11 protein-coding genes are annotated in these 17,460 nt (G+C 55.1%); 6 read left to right on the top strand and 5 right to left on the bottom strand.

Annotation, left to right across the window (positions count from 1 at the left end):
- Positions 1 to 30 precede the first annotated feature (30 nt).
- From FOE74_RS00235 to radA, 4 genes are all read right to left on the bottom strand, one after another.
- On the bottom strand, positions 31 to 1,017 hold the full coding sequence (locus tag FOE74_RS00235) for a mechanosensitive ion channel family protein (RefSeq protein ID WP_225840576.1): 987 nt from the start codon (positions 1,015 to 1,017) through the stop codon (positions 31 to 33).
- A gap of 88 nt (positions 1,018 to 1,105) precedes the next feature.
- A complete protein-coding gene (locus tag FOE74_RS00240; protein WP_188687130.1) occupies positions 1,106 to 2,131 on the bottom strand; it encodes an SPASM domain-containing protein in 1,026 nt (341 codons plus the stop codon).
- 90 nt (positions 2,132 to 2,221) lie between these two features.
- Positions 2,222 to 3,640 (bottom strand): redoxin family protein, encoded by a 1,419-nt coding sequence (locus FOE74_RS00245; protein WP_188687132.1) that lies wholly within the window; start codon positions 3,638 to 3,640, stop codon positions 2,222 to 2,224.
- Between the two features lie 110 nt (positions 3,641 to 3,750).
- On the bottom strand, positions 3,751 to 5,130 hold the full coding sequence (radA, locus tag FOE74_RS00250) for a DNA repair protein RadA (RefSeq protein WP_149096606.1): 1,380 nt from the start codon (positions 5,128 to 5,130) through the stop codon (positions 3,751 to 3,753).
- Between the two features lie 207 nt (positions 5,131 to 5,337).
- On the opposite strand from radA, the gene FOE74_RS00255 reads away from it, so the two are divergent.
- From FOE74_RS00255 to FOE74_RS00265, 3 genes are all read left to right on the top strand, one after another.
- Positions 5,338 to 5,787, top strand: a complete 450-nt coding sequence (locus FOE74_RS00255) for a hypothetical protein (protein ID WP_149096607.1) — start codon at positions 5,338 to 5,340, stop codon at positions 5,785 to 5,787.
- 56 nt (positions 5,788 to 5,843) lie between these two features.
- Positions 5,844 to 6,917 (top strand): hypothetical protein, encoded by a 1,074-nt coding sequence (locus FOE74_RS00260; RefSeq protein ID WP_149096608.1) that lies wholly within the window; start codon positions 5,844 to 5,846, stop codon positions 6,915 to 6,917.
- Between the two features lie 254 nt (positions 6,918 to 7,171).
- Complete coding sequence (locus tag FOE74_RS00265; protein WP_149096609.1) at positions 7,172 to 8,587, top strand: methyltransferase RsmF C-terminal domain-like protein; 1,416 nt, start codon at positions 7,172 to 7,174, stop codon at positions 8,585 to 8,587.
- 604 nt (positions 8,588 to 9,191) lie between these two features.
- Here FOE74_RS00265 and FOE74_RS00270 read toward each other — a convergent pair.
- Complete coding sequence (locus FOE74_RS00270; RefSeq protein ID WP_149096610.1) at positions 9,192 to 10,379, bottom strand: class I SAM-dependent rRNA methyltransferase; 1,188 nt, start codon at positions 10,377 to 10,379, stop codon at positions 9,192 to 9,194.
- A gap of 167 nt (positions 10,380 to 10,546) precedes the next feature.
- On the opposite strand from FOE74_RS00270, the gene FOE74_RS00275 reads away from it, so the two are divergent.
- The 3 genes from FOE74_RS00275 (at position 10,547) to FOE74_RS00285 (ending at position 17,424) form a co-directional block, all read left to right on the top strand.
- On the top strand, positions 10,547 to 11,527 hold the full coding sequence (locus FOE74_RS00275; RefSeq protein WP_149096611.1) for a dipeptidase: 981 nt from the start codon (positions 10,547 to 10,549) through the stop codon (positions 11,525 to 11,527).
- A gap of 271 nt (positions 11,528 to 11,798) precedes the next feature.
- The gene (locus tag FOE74_RS00280) at positions 11,799 to 14,579 is read left to right on the top strand and encodes a TonB-dependent receptor plug domain-containing protein (protein WP_149096612.1); all 2,781 of its coding nucleotides are present in this window, start codon (positions 11,799 to 11,801) and stop codon (positions 14,577 to 14,579) included.
- 133 nt (positions 14,580 to 14,712) lie between these two features.
- Complete coding sequence (locus tag FOE74_RS00285) at positions 14,713 to 17,424, top strand: MG2 domain-containing protein (RefSeq protein WP_149096613.1); 2,712 nt, start codon at positions 14,713 to 14,715, stop codon at positions 17,422 to 17,424.
- Positions 17,425 to 17,460: the final 36 nt, after the last annotated feature.

The following is a 17,460-nucleotide window of genomic DNA, read 5'->3' on the forward strand; positions in this document are numbered from 1 at the left end:
TTTACGCGCTCCAAAGAAAAAGCGGCCGATTTATTCGGCCGCTTTTTCTTTTACCGGGTTCTCCCCATTTCTGCCCACCTCCAGTTGAAGGGGGGGCGACGCGTCTGACCCGTTTTCCTGCAGGTTGATAGAAAGGTCTTTGCCGCCCTTCACCCCAAAGTTGAGGGTAGTAACCGGGAACGGGATCTCAATCTTATTCGCGTCAAAGGCTTTCTTGATCTTTATGATGGCGTCGCTTTTGGCGTTCACAAAATCGGTCTGGCGCTTGTACTGGATCCAGTAGCGCACCAGAAAGTTGATGCTGCTGGGGCCGAACTCCTCAAACACCACCTCCACGTCTTTGCCCGAGATCATGTGCGGGATGTCTTTCATGGCGTCTTTGACCACCTGCTGCACGCGCTCCAGGTCCTCGTTATAGGCCACGTGTACTTTCAGGTCAATCCTTCTGATGCCGTAGTGCGAGAAGTTGGTGAGCGCCGACTCAAACACCTTTCGGTTAGGCACTTTCACCAATTCGCCGGTCTGCCGCCTGATGTCTACGGTGCGCAGGTTGATGCGCTCAATGGTCCCGAAGTGGTCATTGGTCTCAATCACATCGCCTACCACAAAAGGCTTCCTGAACGCAATGATCACCCCGGAAATGAAGTTGGCGGCAATGTCCTGGAACGCGAAACCCAGGGCCAAACCTATGATACCGGCACCCGCCAACAAGGTAGTCACCGTCTTGTCCAGCTTGAGAATACTGAGGGTGAAGAAGATGCCCAGCATGAGCGTGCTCACGTACACGGTGGTGCCCACCAGGTTATTGAGGGCGCTGCTGTGCGTGAACCGGATAAGGAGCTTGTCTGAGGTACGCCGAAAGATACGGGCCGCCACAAAGGTAAGCACCAGCACCAAGGTAGCCAGAAACAGGTTGGGCAGCATGAGCACAATCTGCTTCATCCAAAGCTCCAGCTTGCGCCAGAGGAGCTGGAACGCTTCGTTGATTTCGGTCACGGGTTCAAAATTAAATGCCATAGAATCAGGGCCCGGGGGCCATAAGATAACGGTAACTCCCTACTACGGATGTTAGGCTAGTCTAGCTACAGAAATCAGACCAAAGACGTCAGCCCCAGACCTTGGTACCCTCAGAACAGTTGCGGCACATCTCAATCTGGCTTCGGCCCTGGAGCAAAGAGCCCCTGAACCGGCGGTAGCCCTCACTTTTCCAGAGGTCTTTAAAGCTTTGCTGCTGCAGGTTGCCCAGGCGGTAATGGGCGTCTTTGTCAAAACAGCAGGGCACCACCAGCCCGTCCCAGGTGATCACGCAGGAATGCCACATCTTCCAGCAGCCGTCAATCAGTTTGTTCTTGAGCGAATACGTGCCGTTGGGCTGGGCCTGGTAGCGCGAGTAGTAGTCAATGGTAGGAATAAGCGGTGACCCTTGGGCATAGTCATAGATCTGGGCTGTCTTGAACCAGACATCGTCTACGCCCAGTTCTTTGGCCAGCTGTTTGGCTTCGTCTATCTGGTGCTCATTGGGCCGCACCACCAGAAACTGGAAGATCAGGTAGGGCGTCTTAGACTTCAGTTCTTTCTTGTACTTCACCAGCCGTTTGGTTCCCTCCAGCACCTTGTCCAGTTTGCCGCCCACGCGGTATTGTTTGTAGACGTCCTGGGTGGTGCCGTCCAGGGAGATGATAAGCCGGTCCAGGCCAGATTCCACCGTTTTACGGGCGTTTTCCTCGGTCAGGAAATGGGCGTTGGTAGAAGTGGCGGTGTAGAGCCCTTTGCGGGAGGCGTATTTCACCAACTCCAGGAACGACGGGTGCAGGTACGGCTCGCCCTGGAAGTAGAACAGCAGGTACAGCAGACGGTTGTGCAACTGGTCAATGGTCTGCTTGAACAGGTCATCTGACAGCATACCCGTGGGGCGGGTAAACGACCGCAGGCCGCTGGGGCACTCAGGGCAGCGCAGGTTGCAGGACGTGGTAGGCTCAAAGGAGATGCTCACCGGGCTTCCCCAGTGCCGGGGCTTCTTGGTGAGGCGGGCCAGCGCATAGCTGCTCACCACCTGCAGCGCGTTCCAGGCGCGGCGCGGGGTCAGCTTTGACGCTAAATTCAATCCATCCTGCAGGGTACCTCGGGTCACGGGCTTGGGGGCTTATAAAATAGGTGTCACCTTTACGGGCAACACCTACCTGGGTTTTAGACCTGTTTCGCCAAAAGTAGGCAAAAAAGACTACTTATGGGCAGACTTACGGTACTGGTCTACGGCGCTGGCTATGTCGCGGGCTCCTTCGGCGTGGCCGGGACGGCGGGCGTTGGTGTTGATCAGGGTTCCGTCTGGGGCAATGATAAAGTAGGCCGGAAACGTTTTCACCTCATAGTCTTTCAGGATCTTGGCCGAAAGGTCAGCGGCATACAGATGGGTGCCGGGCAGCTTCTTCTGCGCCATGCTGGCTTTCCAGGCCTTCAGCTCCTCACCCACTGACACCTGCAACAGCACAATGTCTTTAGTGGCCAACTGCTCCGCGAAATACTTGTAGGCCTGCTGGTCTACGGTGCAAATACCGCAGTGGGTGCGCCAAAAGCCCAGGTATACGATCTTGTCTTTGAAACTGCTCAGAGAGACACTGTCGCCGTTGGCGGCCATCAAGGTGAACGCGGGGGCGGTGCTGCCCAAACCTACCTTTCTGAACTGCTTGTACTGCCCATTCACATAAGAGATGAAATTCGCAGATTTGGCTTCTTTCTGGAAGTCTGTGTACAGGGCATCGGCGTCTGGCACGTACCCAAACCGGAACGTCTGCGACAGAATCCGGGAGAGCATCATCTCACGGGCCGGGCCTTGCAGTTCTTTCTTGGCCATGCCGTAAAGCGTAGGGTAGAAATCCCGCTCCAGGTTGCTGGACTGGCTCTGAATGGCTTTGAACTGGAAGTAGTTGTTCAAGAAATCAAGGTAGGCTTGGTTTCTAATGGCCCCGGGGGAGTTCAGGTTGATCTGGTTCAGGAAATCATAGTAGTTGCTGGACAGCTGGGGTGGCAAGTCGCCTACGCGTTTGCGAACGTCTACGTACGTGAGGCGGTCGTTGGCGTAGCTGAACTCAATCTGGGCCCGGGCATATTGCTGGAACGCCTCAGACACCTGGGTGCCTTTCAGGAACTTCTCCAGGAACTTGTTCTGGTCGCGTTTTCTTTCCTCCAGAAAAAGCAGAAACTCCTTTTCCCGCTTGTGGATGTTGTCTGGCAGCACCTGGTAGTCTTCCTCTTCCTCAAACTTGCGTTCAAATTCCAGCAGGTAGTTGTTCTCGGGGAAGCCTTTGCCTTTCAGCTTCACGCTGGAGATAAAGTCCTCCGCGTCGGCCCGCACCTCCAGGTTATCACCGGGCTGCAGGAACAGCATAATGGACTCCGGGCCGTGCACCAGTTCGCCCAGCATGGGCTCTGTCACCGGTACCTTCAGGGTAAATTCGCCGTTTTTTGATAAAGGCACCGTAAACGACTCGCCTGAATAGGAACCTGGCACAATGTATAACTCCAGCAAGACGCTGTCACTGACCGGGTTGTTGATCTTACCGGTGAGGGTGGCCGTACCTTGGGCCCAGGAAGATGAAAAAGCACTAAAGCAAAGCACTAAAGACAGTACTGCGGAGGTCAACAATCTTTGGGAGGTGAAAGGCATTTTGAATAACATTGAAAAGATAAAATATGTAATTCAGTAATGGCCAGTTAACGCCAAACGGAATAAAAATAGTTCAAAGGGCTCCCTTAACCAAACAAACCGCTGAACACTTCCTCTAACCTGCTGGCCGCATGGATCCTGATGTTGAACCGGCTCAGATCCACCCCTTTCTTATTGTATTTCGAGATGAAAATGTCCTGGAAACCCAATTTCTCGGCTTCTGAGATGCGCTGCTCAATGCGGTGCACGGCCCGCACCTCGCCCCCCAAGCCTACCTCTGCGGCAAAGCACGTAGTATGCGGAATGGCCACATCTTCAAAGGAAGAAAGCAAGGCGGCGCAAATAGCCAGGTCCAGGGCGGGGTCTTCCACCTTGAGGCCTCCGGCGATGTTCAGGAACACGTCTTGGGTACCTAATTTGAAACCGCCCCGCTTCTCCAGCACCGCCAGCAGCATGTTCAGGCGCTTGGCGTCAAAGCCGGTGGCGCTGCGCTGGGGTGTGCCGTAGGTAGCGGGCGTGACCAGGCTCTGCACCTCAATGAGCAGCGGACGGTTGCCCTCCATGGTGCCGCCAATGGTGATGCCGCTGAACGCCTCCTCACGCTGCGAGATCAGGATCTCTGAGGGGTTGCTCACCTCGCGCAGCCCGGTGCCCAGCATCTCGTAGATGCCCAGCTCTGAGGTAGACCCAAACCGGTTCTTGGTGGTGCGCAGAATACGGTAGGTCATGTGGCGGTCGCCCTCAAACTGCAGCACGGTGTCTACCATGTGCTCCAGGATCTTGGGGCCGGCCAGGTTGCCTTCTTTGGTGATGTGCCCGATCAAGAACACGGGTGTGCCGCTTTCCTTCGCGAATTTCAACAGCTCGGCGGTACACTCGCGCACCTGCGCCACACTACCCGCGCCGCTTTCAATGAAAGACGAGTGCAGGGTCTGGATGGAGTCAATGATCAGGACATCGGGCTGCAGCTGCTCTATCTGCTTGAAGATGTTCTGGGTGCCGGTCTCGGTGAGGATAAAGCAGTTGGGGTGTTTGGTACCCAGGCGCTCGGCCCGCATCTTGATCTGCTGCTCGCTTTCCTCGCCGGAGATGTAGAGCACACGCTGCGTACCCAGACTTAGCGCGATCTGAAGCATGAGCGTAGACTTGCCAATGCCCGGCTCGCCGCCGATCAAGACCATGGAGCCCGGCACGATGCCGCCGCCCAAAACCCGGTTCAGTTCTGCATCTTGGGTGACCACGCGCGCCTGCTCAGAGTAGGTGATGTCTGCGATGGCTTTGGGTTTGCTGGCCACCTGCTGGCTGCTGGTGCCTACTTTCCAGGCGGTGGTCGGCGTCACGTCTTCCCGCGACACCACTTCTTCCACGTAGGTGTTCCACTCGTTGCACGCCGGGCACCGGCCTATCCACTTAGCCGACTGCGCCCCGCAGCTCTGGCAGAAATATGAGGTTCTGATTTTAGCCATAAGAATGATTTTTCCGCGCCGCGAAAACGGTGAAGGTAAGGATTTGGCGGCAGATTAAAGCGTCACCAGAAGAACAAATCTTAGGCGGAAATACTCCGTTTTTACCCTGATTTTCTGAAAACAAGGTCTAAACAGAGGCGGTGGCGCCACGGAGCCTAGCCCTTTTGCCTCGTTTCCCGTTCATACTTCTACCTTAACCCGAAGACCATGAAGAAGATAAGGATCATCTTGGGCAGCCTGCTTTTCACCCTGGCCACTGCTTACCTCACGGCCTGCCAAACCACCGCCCCCCTGGGCCCAGAAGCCGCCCAAACTTCTGATCAGGAAGCGTCGGCCACCGATACCCTGGTCCGGTACTCGCCCCAACGGGTAGACGTGCGGGGTGTCATCACGCAACGGGAGTACAACCAGGGCCAGATGCTTTTGCTGGTGGAAGGCGTGACCGATGCCAATACTCGCTTTAGCCGCGCGGTGGTGCTGGTCACACCCCTCACCCAGATTGTGGGCCTAGAGGGCAGAAGCGTGAGCCTGAGCGAGCTGCAAAACGGCCAGCAGGTGGCCATCCAGTTCCGGGGCCGCTTCCGGGAATCAGTCACAGGGTTTTCTGCCCAGGCCACCGCCCGCAAGATGTGGATAGAGCCGTTGGGAGGGTATTGATTCTGAGCCGATTTGCGTAAATTGCGCCCAAATCAGGTTTTGCTTTGGTGTGCGGTATGTATAGCTTTCTTCTCAGGTGGACGCTGGCGTTTGGCGGGTTCTTTTTCAGTTTCTCTCTGCCAGGAATGGCCCAGTCCGGCAAGCCTATCAAAATAGCCGATCTGGACCTACAGGTAGCGGGCACGGGCCAACCGGCCACGCAGTTGCAGTACGCGTTCCAGGCCGGCGATGTGCTGGTGCTGGATTTGGAAAACAAGGCCAAAATCAATTACCGCGTCACGGTGCAGGAGCATTTCTCGGCCTCGCCGCTGTACACGGTTCAGGAAACCAAGAAGCTGAACAACCTGCGCCTCACCATCCCGCAGAAATCGGTGTACACCATCACCCTGCAAGGGTTATCGCCCATCAGCACCAAAAGCCATTTCACGCTCACCCGCATTCCCAAAAGCGCCGCCACGCAGCAGTTCAATACCCTGGTGGCGTGGCGCACGGTACAAGACACCACCTGGACTACTTCCACGGAGAAAGTTCTGGTCAAAAACGATCTGAAAGCCGAGGTACTGGTAGACAAGACCTTTCGGCTGGCCTCTGTCACCAACCTCACCAGCAACAACCGCAGCACCGAGCGCTTCCAACTTCCCGCCAACACCAAACATTGGGTGTACTGGGTAGGCGTGGGGCAAGAGTCGGTGGTGGCCTTGCAGGAGACGGGCAAAACGCTGGCCAAGGGCGCTACCGCCTTGCTTACCGGCAGCAACCCTCTGGTGGCGTTCGGGTTGGGGCTGCTGCCAGCTTTGCCGCAGGTAAAATCAAGCGGGTACATCAGCTACTACCTGCTCAACAAGAACAACGCGCACCTGTTCACCCAGGATCAGGACGGCTGGAAACCCTATGCCGTAGCCAAAGGCCAGGACGTGCTCTCTGACTATGGCAAAGTCTTGGCGAGCCAGACCCCAAAGACCGACGACGGTTACCTCTACCTAGGTTTTGAGAACCCCAGCACCATCACCGGCCTGGATTTGACCCTGAAAATAGTGGCTTTCGTAGACCAACCGGTGTACCAGACCCGTACCGTGCGCAAGCCCACTAAAATCACCTCCCGCCGCGAACCCATTCTGGCCGGGGAGTAATTTTGTTTGAGAGCATGTTTACATTTTGGTTTTGCAGGCGAAAAATGCCAGAGTGAGGTTCTGCGGAAGCGATTTTTGAGCAGCGTAGCAGCGCTACGGGGTGAGAAAATGGCGAACGCAGGTTCTTGCTATGACATTTTGCAGCACAAAAGACAAATTTAAACATGCTCTAAGGCCCTTTTTCCGGAAACAGGCCAAAAGCAGAAATAGTACCTTTGCCAACGCTTCGGCCTAACCCTACGTTGCCTTCTTTTATGAGCCTAGAACTTCCCGTTTCTTTCCAGACCCGCATGCAGACGCAGCTAGGCGAGGCATATCCTGCGTTTGCCGAGGCCCTGGCCCAGCCTTCGCCCACCAGCGTCCGGGTGAACCAGGCCAAAATGCCCCTGCCCACCACGTTATTAGCTGTGCCCTGGACCCAGACCGGCTTTTATTTGTCGGCGCGGCCGAGCTTCACCCTGGATCCCATGTTCCACGGCGGCGCGTACTACGTGCAGGAGGCCAGTTCCATGTTTCTGGAGCAGGCGCTGCGCCAAAGCGTGGATCTGAGCCAACCCCTGGCCGTGCTGGATCTCTGCGGTGCCCCCGGCGGGAAATCAACGCATATCGCCTCGCTTCTTTCTGAGGATAGCCTGCTGGTAGCCAACGAGGTCATCAAACCCAGGGCCAACATCCTGGCAGAGAACATCCAGAAATGGGGCTCCGGCAACGTGGTGGTCACCAACAACGATCCCAGCCATATTGGCGCTTTGACCGGCTTTTTCGATGTCATGGTAGTAGATGCGCCCTGCTCCGGCGAAGGCATGTTCCGCAAAGACCCAGACGCTATGAACGAGTGGTCTGAGGCCAATGTGAAACTCTGTTCTGAGCGCCAGCGCCGAATTCTCATGGACGTGTGGGAGGCCTTGAAACCCGGAGGTGTGCTTATCTACAGCACCTGTACCTACAACCTGGAAGAAAACGAGGAGAACCTGGCCTGGCTCGCCCGCCAACAGGATGCCGAGGCCATCACCCTCCAACTGCAACCCGACTGGGGCGTGACCCAAACCAAACTGGAAGGCATGCACGGTTACCGCTTCTACCCGCACCAGACCCAAGGCGAAGGCTTCTTCCTGGCCGCCGTCGGCAAAACCGACGGAGAAGAAGCCCGGACCTTCAAGAAAAGCAAACGCCCCTATCTGGTACCGGCCTCCAAACAAGAGAAGGCGTTGGTGCAGGATTGGCTAAAAGAACCCAAAAGCTGGGAACTGGTCAAACACAAAGAGGTGCTGCGCGCCCTACCCGCCAACTGGATGCTGGAACTGGAGCAACTCTACGAGAACCTTCGGGTAGTATACGGCGGCATTGAGGTAGCCGAAGTCATGAAGAACAACGCCAAACCCTTACCGGCATTGGCCTTGTCGCAGCACCTGTCCCCAGATGCTTTCCCCCTAGGCGAGGTAGACCTGGCCACCGCCCTCAAGTTCCTGCACCGCGAAGACATTTCCTTAGAGAACTCCGCCAACGGTTGGGTTCTGGTGTCCTTCCAAGGTGTGCCATTGGGTTGGGGCAAGAAACTCCAGAACCGCGTCAACAACCATTACCCCAAAGAGTGGCGCATCAGAATGAGTTTAGATGAGGCGTTGAAGCCTGAGAACTTGGCGAACTTGTTCACGCTGGGCAACCAGTAGCCCATTAGTTAGGCCTCTAAGGCTAGTGCTTTTGTTTGTACTATTGGTGTTCCTGCCTGCAATGCTGGCGCGAGTCTCCAGACTCGTGCCTTCTGATGCGGGTAGTCTCCAGACTACCCTCGCTGCACCGCAGCGAAAACAGCATGGCAGGAAGTTAACATTAGAGGCCCTTTTATGGCCAGCAGCAATCCTCCTCCTAAATCAGAAAGAAAGGCCGCTTCTACTTGCCCGTTGCTCAAAAGACCTCGTAGCGTCTTCCAGACCTACGAGCGTCTGTGCCAGTAGCCCTTTAACCATCACCAAACGGAGACCACACGAGCTCTTTGGCCCGGTATTACCTCCTGGGGGTTCCCGGCGAGTCTGGAGACTCGCATCATCCCTAGGCACGAGACGAAAGTCTTGCGCCAATCCTTTCCTATTCTTTTCCTAAACTCACCGGTTATGAAAACAGAAGGCCTCTGCCGATCAAACGACAAAGGCCTTCCTGTTATAGAGCTGTTTTCTTAAAAGGAACCCTATTGTTCAAAAATTCAGAAGCTGCATTCCAGCGTCTACTATCTTACTTCTAGCATCGTGCTACTTGATACGTGCTACGTGAGTCAATCTATTCCACGTACAACACCAGGCCCTTGAGGTACTCGCCCTCAGGGTGGAAGATGCTGACCGGGTGATCAGCGGGCTGCGAGAGGTGATGCATGACTTTCACGTTGCGGCCCGCTTCAATGGCGGCGGCCATGACGGTGCTCTGGAAAAGGTATTTGTCTACCACGCCGGAGCAGGAGAAAGTGAAGATGATGCCGCCCGGCCTGATTTTCTGGATCGCCTCGGCGTTCAGGCGTTTGTAGCCCATGAGCGCGTTGTGGCGCACTTTCTGGCTTTTGGCGAAGGCGGGCGGGTCCAGCACGATCAGGTCATACTGGTTTTCGCGACCTTTCATGAAATCAAAGGTATCGGCGGCAAAAGCCTCGTGACGGTCCTGGCCCTGGTTGAGGGCGGCGTTCTGGTCGGTGAGGTCGATGGCTTTCTTGGAAACATCCACGGAGTGCACCGCGGTGGCGCCGGCGTTGAGGGCGTAGATAGAGAAGCCGCCGGTGTAGCAGAAGGTGTTGAGCACCGCTTTGCCTTTGGAGTAGTGCGCCAGCAGTTGGCGGTTCTCGCGCTGGTCGATAAAGAACCCGGTTTTCTGGCCCGTCACCCAGTCCACCAGGAACTTGTTGCCGTTCTCAATAACCACGTGCGGCACAGGGGTGTTACCGATGAGGTAGCCGTTCTGCCCCTGTTCCGTGCCTTTGCCCGGCAGGGTCTCGGCGCTTTTGTCGTACACGGCGGTCAACTTGCCGTCGTACACTTCCACCAGCGCCTGCGCAATGTGCTGGCGCACGTGGAACATGCCCACGTTGTGCGCCTGTAGCACGGCCGTATTGCCGTACACGTCAATGATCAAGCCCGGCAGGCTGTCGCCCTCGGCGAAAACCAGGCGGTACACATCGGTGTTGGGGGTATCTAAAAAGCCTTGCTCCCGGCGGTAGTCTACGGCCCGCTGCACCCGGCTCTTCCAGAAGGCGTAATCAGGTTCGATTTCCTCAAAAGAGAAGATGCGTACCGCAATGGAACCTGGCTGAAAGTGGCCAATGCCCAGGAACTCGCGGCGGTTGGTGTATACGGCCACTATGTCGCCTTCCTGCACATCGCCCTCCACTTTTTTGATGGCCCCCGAGAAAACCCAGGGATGGAAGCGCCTTAGAGAATGTTCTTTGCCTGCGTGTAATAATATAGAAGGAAGTTGTGCCATAGCCGGGGTACGCGTGACTTGCCACGCACGTTTTTGGGGTTGTTTTTGCAAAAATCGGTAAAAAATCCGGGTTTGTGGTGCAATACAAATCTGTTCCCGTAAACTGCCTCCAAATGGTACCACAACTTACTCATTCAATCTCTCCATCATTCAATCATTCAATACATATGAACCTGCCCATCATTGACCTGCACTGCGACCTCACCGGGTATCTGGCCTGGGTTCCGGGGTCCTCGGCCATGGACGTAGACCGCATAGGCTGCGCTATTCCGCATCTGCAGGCGGGCAGGGTGCGGCTGCAGACCATGGCTTTCTTCACTCCCACGGAGGCCGGCAGCGCGGCCTTTACCTTGCAGCAGGCACGGCTTTTCAAGGAGAATCTGCTGCAGAACAAGGACGTATTTGCCCCTCTTTCCCGAAAAGACCTCCAAAACCAAGTGCCGCAGGGCGAACGGGTGGCCTTGGTGGCGGCCATAGAAAACGCATCGGGGCTCTGTGAGGAAGAAGAGCCGCTGGAACTGGCTTTCACCCGGCTGGAAGAAATCATCCGGCTGGCCGGGCCGCTCCTGTACCTCAGCCTGACCCACGCCGAGGAGAACCGGTTCAGCGGCGGCAACTTCACGCCCGGCGTGGGGCTCAAACCAGATGGGAAGGAGTTGCTACGCTACCTCAGCGGCCGGCGCATTGCCCTAGATTTGTCGCATACGTCAGACGCCGCCGCCTATGGGATTTTAACCTTTCTTGATAAAAACAGGCTGGAAATACCCATCCTTGCCAGTCATTCCAACTTCAGGGAAGTGTACGACCACCCGCGTAACCTGCCCATGGAGCTGGTGCAGGAAGTGGTGCGGCGCGAGGGGCTGATTGGCATGAATTTCCTGAAGAAGTTCGTGCACCCGGAACAGCCTGATTTCTTGCTGGACCACATCCGCTACGGCTTTACCCAGGCACCGCAGGCCCTGGCGTTTGGGGCTGATTTCTTCCAGGAAGCCGGCGTGGAAGGAGAATCCTACTTCCACGCGGAGCACCGCACTGCCCGGCACTACCAGGCTATCCTGACCTCCCTGAAAGAAGAGTTCAGCCCTGAGCAACTGGCGGCCATCAGCCACCGGAACGCGCTTCGGTTTTTAGAGAGGCTGTGGGGGTAAGTACCGGCGTTGACTCCTACTTACCTTATTGACCGCAAATTGACAGTGAAACTTTGGGGTCTGATCCTATTGCAGAATTTTAAAACTTTGATACTTCCACAAAAGCTTATAACTTAACAACATAAAAGAATCATATTTTTACCAGAACCCTAAACGCCAGAGCTACAACTTCATGAGGGGGTTCTTTCAGTTATAACTATATATTAATACCTGAATTTATAATTAAAATCATTATACTTAAATCATATAAAGATTCCTTTCTCCTGCTCTAATGTTTAAACAATCAAAGCGTATCATCCTTCCGCTGTTATTCACGGCGGTGACCTTCTTAGTAGCCTTTGGACCCAAATCCTGGCAAGAAAATGATGTCTTGAAAAAGCTCATCGCCAAGGTAACCTACTTTGAAACGAACTATCCGCAGGAGAAGGCCTATCTGCATGTAGACAAGCCCTATTATGCCGCCGGGGAAGATATCTGGTTCAGCGCCTACCTGGTCAATAGCTCAGACCATGCGCCTAGCCCGTTAAGCAAGGTCCTATACGTGGAACTGATTACCCCGCAAGATTCTATCCTGCAACGGGTGGTTCTACAGATGCAGGAAGGGAAGGGATCCGGTGACTTCACCCTGTCAGACTCTATTCCAGAAGGATTATACCGCCTGCGGGCCTATACCAGCTGGATGCAGAATTTCCCGGAAGACTATTTCTTCCACCAGAAGGTGCAGATCTGGAACCCCAGGGAGAGCGATATAGTCCCCTCCGCAGCTTTCTCTTTCCGTGAGACGGCAACCGGAGACTCGGTGACGGTGCAGCTGCAACTCATGAACACCAAAGCAGAGCCCGCTAAACAAATGCCTCTTTCTTACACCGTGAAACAAGGTGAGAAAAGATCAAAGGCCAATAAACGCACAACTGATGCGGCCGGCAAAACCAGGCTCACCTTCTTTGTTCCCAAAGGGGCAGCCCAACAGAATGCGCAACTGGAACTTGCCATTGCGCCGGCTACGGGCACCACTCCCATCATCAAAAGGATTCTGGTTCCCAAAAGGCAACAGGCATTGGATGTGCAGTTTTTCCCGGAAGGAGGACACCTGATCAGCGGCTTCTGGAATAATATTGGATTCAAAGCAGTAGATGCACAAGGGCTGGGCCAGGATATCAAAGGAACGGTACATGACCAGGCTGGCGCCAAAGTAGCGGAGTTCTCAAGCCTGAAGTTTGGCATGGGCCGCTTAGGGTTCATGCCAGAGAAAGGCAAGCGGTATGAAGCCCGCCTAAAGGGGCCAGAGGGCACAGAGACCGTCTATCCTTTGCCTCAGGTACAAGACAAAGGGGTGGTCATGACCGTAGACAATTCCAAGCCAGAGCAGGTAAAAGTGAAGTGTTACACGGTGGGATACGCCAATGCCGCCGAGAAACCAGCCGGCCTTCACCTGGTGGCCCAATCAAGGGGAACCGTTTTCTTTGGGGCTAGTAGCACTTCAGGCCGCGATGTGTTCCAGGTAGATATACCTAAAGAGAAATTTCCTTCCGGCATCTCTCAAATCACCTTGTTCAACCAGGCAGGGGAACCTGTCTCTGAACGGCTGGTATTCATAAACCAAGGTCCGCAACTGCAGGTATCCCTTACGCCAGACAAACCTGTTTACAAACCTAGAGAGAAAGTCACCCTGCAGGTGCAGGTCAAAGACCAGGCGGGCAATCCGGTGGCCGGAAACTTCTCTCTGGGCGTGACCGATGCGGGCACCGTTACCCAGGATCCGTTTTCTGCGAACCTTGTTTCTTACCTGCAACTCTCTTCTGATCTGAGAGGCAACATTGAAAGCCCTGGTTATTATTTTTCCTCGCAACAGCCGGAGGTGGTGCAAGCGCTAGACAACCTGATGCTCACCCAAGGGTGGCGCCGGTTTGTGTGGAAAGAAATCCTTCAGGATAAATACCCTACCCTCTCTTCGCCGCTGGAGCAAGGGCTTTCTGTGAACGGGGTAGTGACCCGTTACAACAAGAAACCAGAAGCCAATGCCGTGGTCACCCTTTTTGATGTAAAGAACCTGCGTAATGCGTTGTTTACCCAAACAGATGCCCAAGGCAGATTCTCTATTGCCCTACCTCCCCTGACAGATTCTTCCAGAGTGGCGTTGCAGGCCCGTAACCAGAAAGACAAAAGCCAGTTGCTGGTGAATCTGGAAGACCTGGCTCCGGCCAAGGTTCAGCCCCATGTCCCTTTTGCCCCATTGGCAGCCCCTCTCTCGGGTTCGCAATGGGCTTACCTGCGCATGAACCGTGAACAGCAGAAAATAGACCAGTCCATGGGAAAAGGGGTGGTATTGGGCGAGATAGTGGTGAGGGGCCGGAAAAACCCGGACATGAACCGAAGCCTGGCCGACCGCACTACGCTCCATACCCCCGGTGATGTAAGCTACTCTGTTAAAGGAGACAGATTTCCTCCGGGCATTGACATTATCTCAAGCCTGCCCGGCAGAACTGCCGGGGTGGCCATGGTGGAAGGGAAGCTGGTGTTGCGGGGTACTACCCGGCAGTCCTTTGACTTTGGCGGTGAGGGAGGTGCCAGCGAGGCGGGATCAACGGAGCCGCTTTACCTTATTGACGGTGTGCGGGCTGACATGGGAATGGCGCAGACAATAGCAGCTACTGATGTGGAGCGTGTTGATGTGCTCATGCCTGGTGCGCCGTCGGCTATCTATGGTTCTGAGGGAGTGAACGGTATTATCTCCATTATCATGAAGGTACCAGGGTCCTATGCTGCCAAGAACACCACCGCGCGCTGGCAAGGGGTAGCGCTTTACCGTGGACCCCGCTTCCAGACAAAGCGGGAATTCTATATGCCCCGGTATGACAAACCCTCAGAAGTCTATACCCCAGATTGGCGCACCACCCTTTACTGGAATCCGACCATCAAGACGGATGCTCAAGGTAGAGCCACCCTTTCCTTCTTCTCTGCTGATGCTAAAACCACTTACCATGCGGTAATAGAAGGCTTTACCTCCAAAGGGCAGCTGGGAAGGGCTACTACTGAGATGCAGGTAAAATAAGGATAAAGCTAAGCCTGGTTTCCCGGCTCTTCTAGACAAGCTTGTAAAAGTCTAGCGCTAAGGAAACCCCTTTGCAGACCGGGTGATGTAATGTTTTATCCATAAGCGTATAGAAGCTTTTTCAAATCCCTTCATGATGTATAGGAACCAGAAACTTATCAAGGCGCTCTGTCTAATAGGGATTATTGGGACTGCGTTTGCCTTTGCTCCTAAAAACTGGCAGCCTGACCTGGGGGTAGAGGAGATTGTGGCCAAGTTGCAGAACTTCGGGAAAGAGTACCCGCAGGAGAAGGTGTACCTACACCTGGACAAACCCTATTATGCCGCCGGGGAAGATATCTGGTTCAAGGCGTATCTGGTGGATGCCTCCAATCATACCCCCAGCCAGTTGAGCAAGGTGCTATACGTAGAGCTCATCAACCCGCAGGACTCCATCTACAAACGGGTAGTGGTGGACATGAACAACGGGATTGGGCACGGAGACTTTGCGCTGGAAGACACTATCCCGGAGGGCCACTACCGCCTACGCGCGTACACCAGCTGGATGCAGAACTTTGACGAGGCGTACTTCTTCCACCAGAAGGTGCAGGTGTTCAACCCTCGGGTGGCCAATCTGGTGCCCTCGGTCAATTTCGGGTTCAAACCATTTGGCACCGGAGACTCTGTGTATGCCGAGGTAACGCTCAAGAACCTTCAGGAAGAACCGCTGGCGCAGCAGGCGATCACCTTTCATGTCCAGACGGGCAAAAAAATGTCTGCCCGGCGCAAAAGCGAGACTAACCACCAAGGCAAGGCCCTCTTCCGCTTTTATTTGCCTGCGGGCGAAGCAAGGCAAAATGCCCAGTTATGGCTCAGCCTCAAAGAAGGCATCACCCCCGTCCAGAGGACATTCAAGGTTCCGCAGGCGGCAGAAAAGATAGACCTGCAGTTTTTTCCGGAAGGCGGAGAATTGGTGCACAACATGTGGAGCACGGTTGCATTCAAGGCAGTGGATGCCAACGGCCTGGGCAAAGAGGTACAAGGCAGCGTGCAAGACGAAACCGGTAAAAAAGTAGCGGATTTCAAGAGCCTGAAATATGGGATGGGTCGGTTTGGGTTCATACCGCAACCCGGTAAGCAGTATGTGGCTGTGCTAACCAAGCCCGACGGGATAGAAATCACCACTCCCTTACCCGCGGCCCGCGCCAAGGGAGTGGTTTTGAAAGTAGATAACAGCAAACCAGAGAATGTTCAGCTGAAAGCCTATGTGGTAGGCTACCCAGGGGCCGAGGGTCGGCCTTCTGCGATTAGTGTAGTGGCGCAAAGCCGGGGGGTCGTTTATTTCACGGCCCATGCCCCCACTACCAAAGACCTGCTGCTCATCGATGTGCCCAAGCAGAAGTTGCCTACCGGCGTGGTGCAGTTCACTTTGTTTTCAAACACAGGGGAACCGTTGGCCGAGCGCCTGGCCTTTGTCAACCACCAAGACCACCTGCAGCTCACGCTCACACCAGACAAACCCACCTACAAGCCCCGCGAGAAGGTTACCCTACACCTACAGGCAAAGAATAGCACTGGCAACTCGGTATCAGGGCATTTCTCAGTCGCTATCACTGATGGCCAAAAGATAACCCCAACTCCCCACGCGGGCAATCTTCTTTCCACCCTCTTGCTTACCTCAGACCTGCGGGGCCATATAGAAAGCCCAGACTATTATTTTTCGTCGGGGGAGCCGGAGGCGGCCCTGGCCCTGGACAACCTGATGCTCACCCAGGGCTGGCGCCGGTTTCTCTGGCCAGACCTGTTACAGGGCAAGGAAAAAGCAGCGCCGTTCCCGGTGGAGCAAAGTCTGGCCGTGACCGGAACCGTACTGAAACATTCTGGCAAACCGGAACCTAACGCCTTGGTAACCTTCATCAGCCTGCGGTCTCCGTCCATGATCCTGGTAGACACCGCAGATGCCCAGGGCAGGTTTGCTTTCGGGGTGACGGGCCTGACGGACAGCTCCCGCATAGTGGTACAGGCCCGCACCGCCAAAGGAAAAAGCGCCCTGGAGGTAAAAATGAACAAAGGTCTGCGCATCACCCCCATTTCCCCTCGGGCACCCTATGCCTTGCCTTCCGCGCTGCTTTCCCAAACCACCTGGGCCTACCTCAGGAGCAACCGTGAGCAGCTGAGGCTGGATCAGTTGGCAGGCAAAAGCATTCTGTTGAGCGCCGTGGAAATCAGGGCCAAAAAAGAGCAGGAAGAAGACCGGTTGCGCAAGGGGCAGCTGTACAGCCACCCAGACCAAACCCTCAAGGGCTCCTCCTTGCCCATGTCTACGGACATCATCTCTGCGCTGCAAGGGCGGGTAGCAGGTTTACAGGTCATTGGCGGGAATATTTCCATGCGGGGCGGAGGATCCCCGCTGTTCCTGCTGGACGGCATGCCTATAGATGTGGAACATATCCGAAGCATCTCCATGTCTGAGGTAGAGGCCATAGACATCCTCAGACCCGGGGCCTCTTCGGCTATTTACGGCTCTCAGGGGGGCAACGGCGTTATTGCCGTCCTTTTGAAAAGAGGTAGTTCCACCACATTATCCAGCGTGGCCCGGTACCGGGGGGTGGCGGCCTATTCTGGGGTGCATTACCAGACCCCGCGGCAGTTTTACGTGCCCGTCTATGACAAACCCACAGAGGTGGAGTTACCCGACCTGCGCACCACCCTGTACTGGAACCCAACCGTGATCACAGACGCATCTGGGAATGCGCGGTTTTCCTTCTTCGCCGCTGATGCGCAGACCACGTACAAGGCGGTAATAGAGGGCCTTAGCGCCAATGGCCAGCTAGGCAGAGCGGTAACCGAGATGCAGGTAAAGTAACAGCCCGCCTTTTCAGCCTTTTTTCCTGAAACAAGC

This window comes from Rufibacter glacialis, from assembly GCF_008271745.1.
GTDB classification, from domain to species: Bacteria; Bacteroidota; Bacteroidia; order Cytophagales; family Hymenobacteraceae; genus Nibribacter; species Nibribacter glacialis.

Bases quoted from the DNA above. Each gene is read 5' to 3' on its own strand.
- FOE74_RS00265 (WP_149096609.1), top strand. From the start codon at position 7,172: ATGAGCCTAGAACTTCCCGTTTCTTTCCAGACCCGCATGCAGACGCAG.
- FOE74_RS00255 (WP_149096607.1), top strand. From the start codon at position 5,338: ATGAAGAAGATAAGGATCATCTTGGGCAGCCTGCTTTTCACCCTGGCC.
- FOE74_RS00270 (WP_149096610.1), bottom strand. From the start codon at position 10,379: ATGGCACAACTTCCTTCTATATTATTACACGCAGGCAAAGAACATTCT.
- FOE74_RS00275 (WP_149096611.1), top strand. From the start codon at position 10,547: ATGAACCTGCCCATCATTGACCTGCACTGCGACCTCACCGGGTATCTG.
- FOE74_RS00285 (WP_149096613.1), top strand. From the start codon at position 14,713: ATGATGTATAGGAACCAGAAACTTATCAAGGCGCTCTGTCTAATAGGG.
- FOE74_RS00260 (WP_149096608.1), top strand. From the start codon at position 5,844: ATGTATAGCTTTCTTCTCAGGTGGACGCTGGCGTTTGGCGGGTTCTTT.
- FOE74_RS00235 (WP_225840576.1), bottom strand. From the start codon at position 1,017: ATGGCATTTAATTTTGAACCCGTGACCGAAATCAACGAAGCGTTCCAG.
- FOE74_RS00280 (WP_149096612.1), top strand. From the start codon at position 11,799: ATGTTTAAACAATCAAAGCGTATCATCCTTCCGCTGTTATTCACGGCG.
- radA (WP_149096606.1), bottom strand. From the start codon at position 5,130: ATGGCTAAAATCAGAACCTCATATTTCTGCCAGAGCTGCGGGGCGCAG.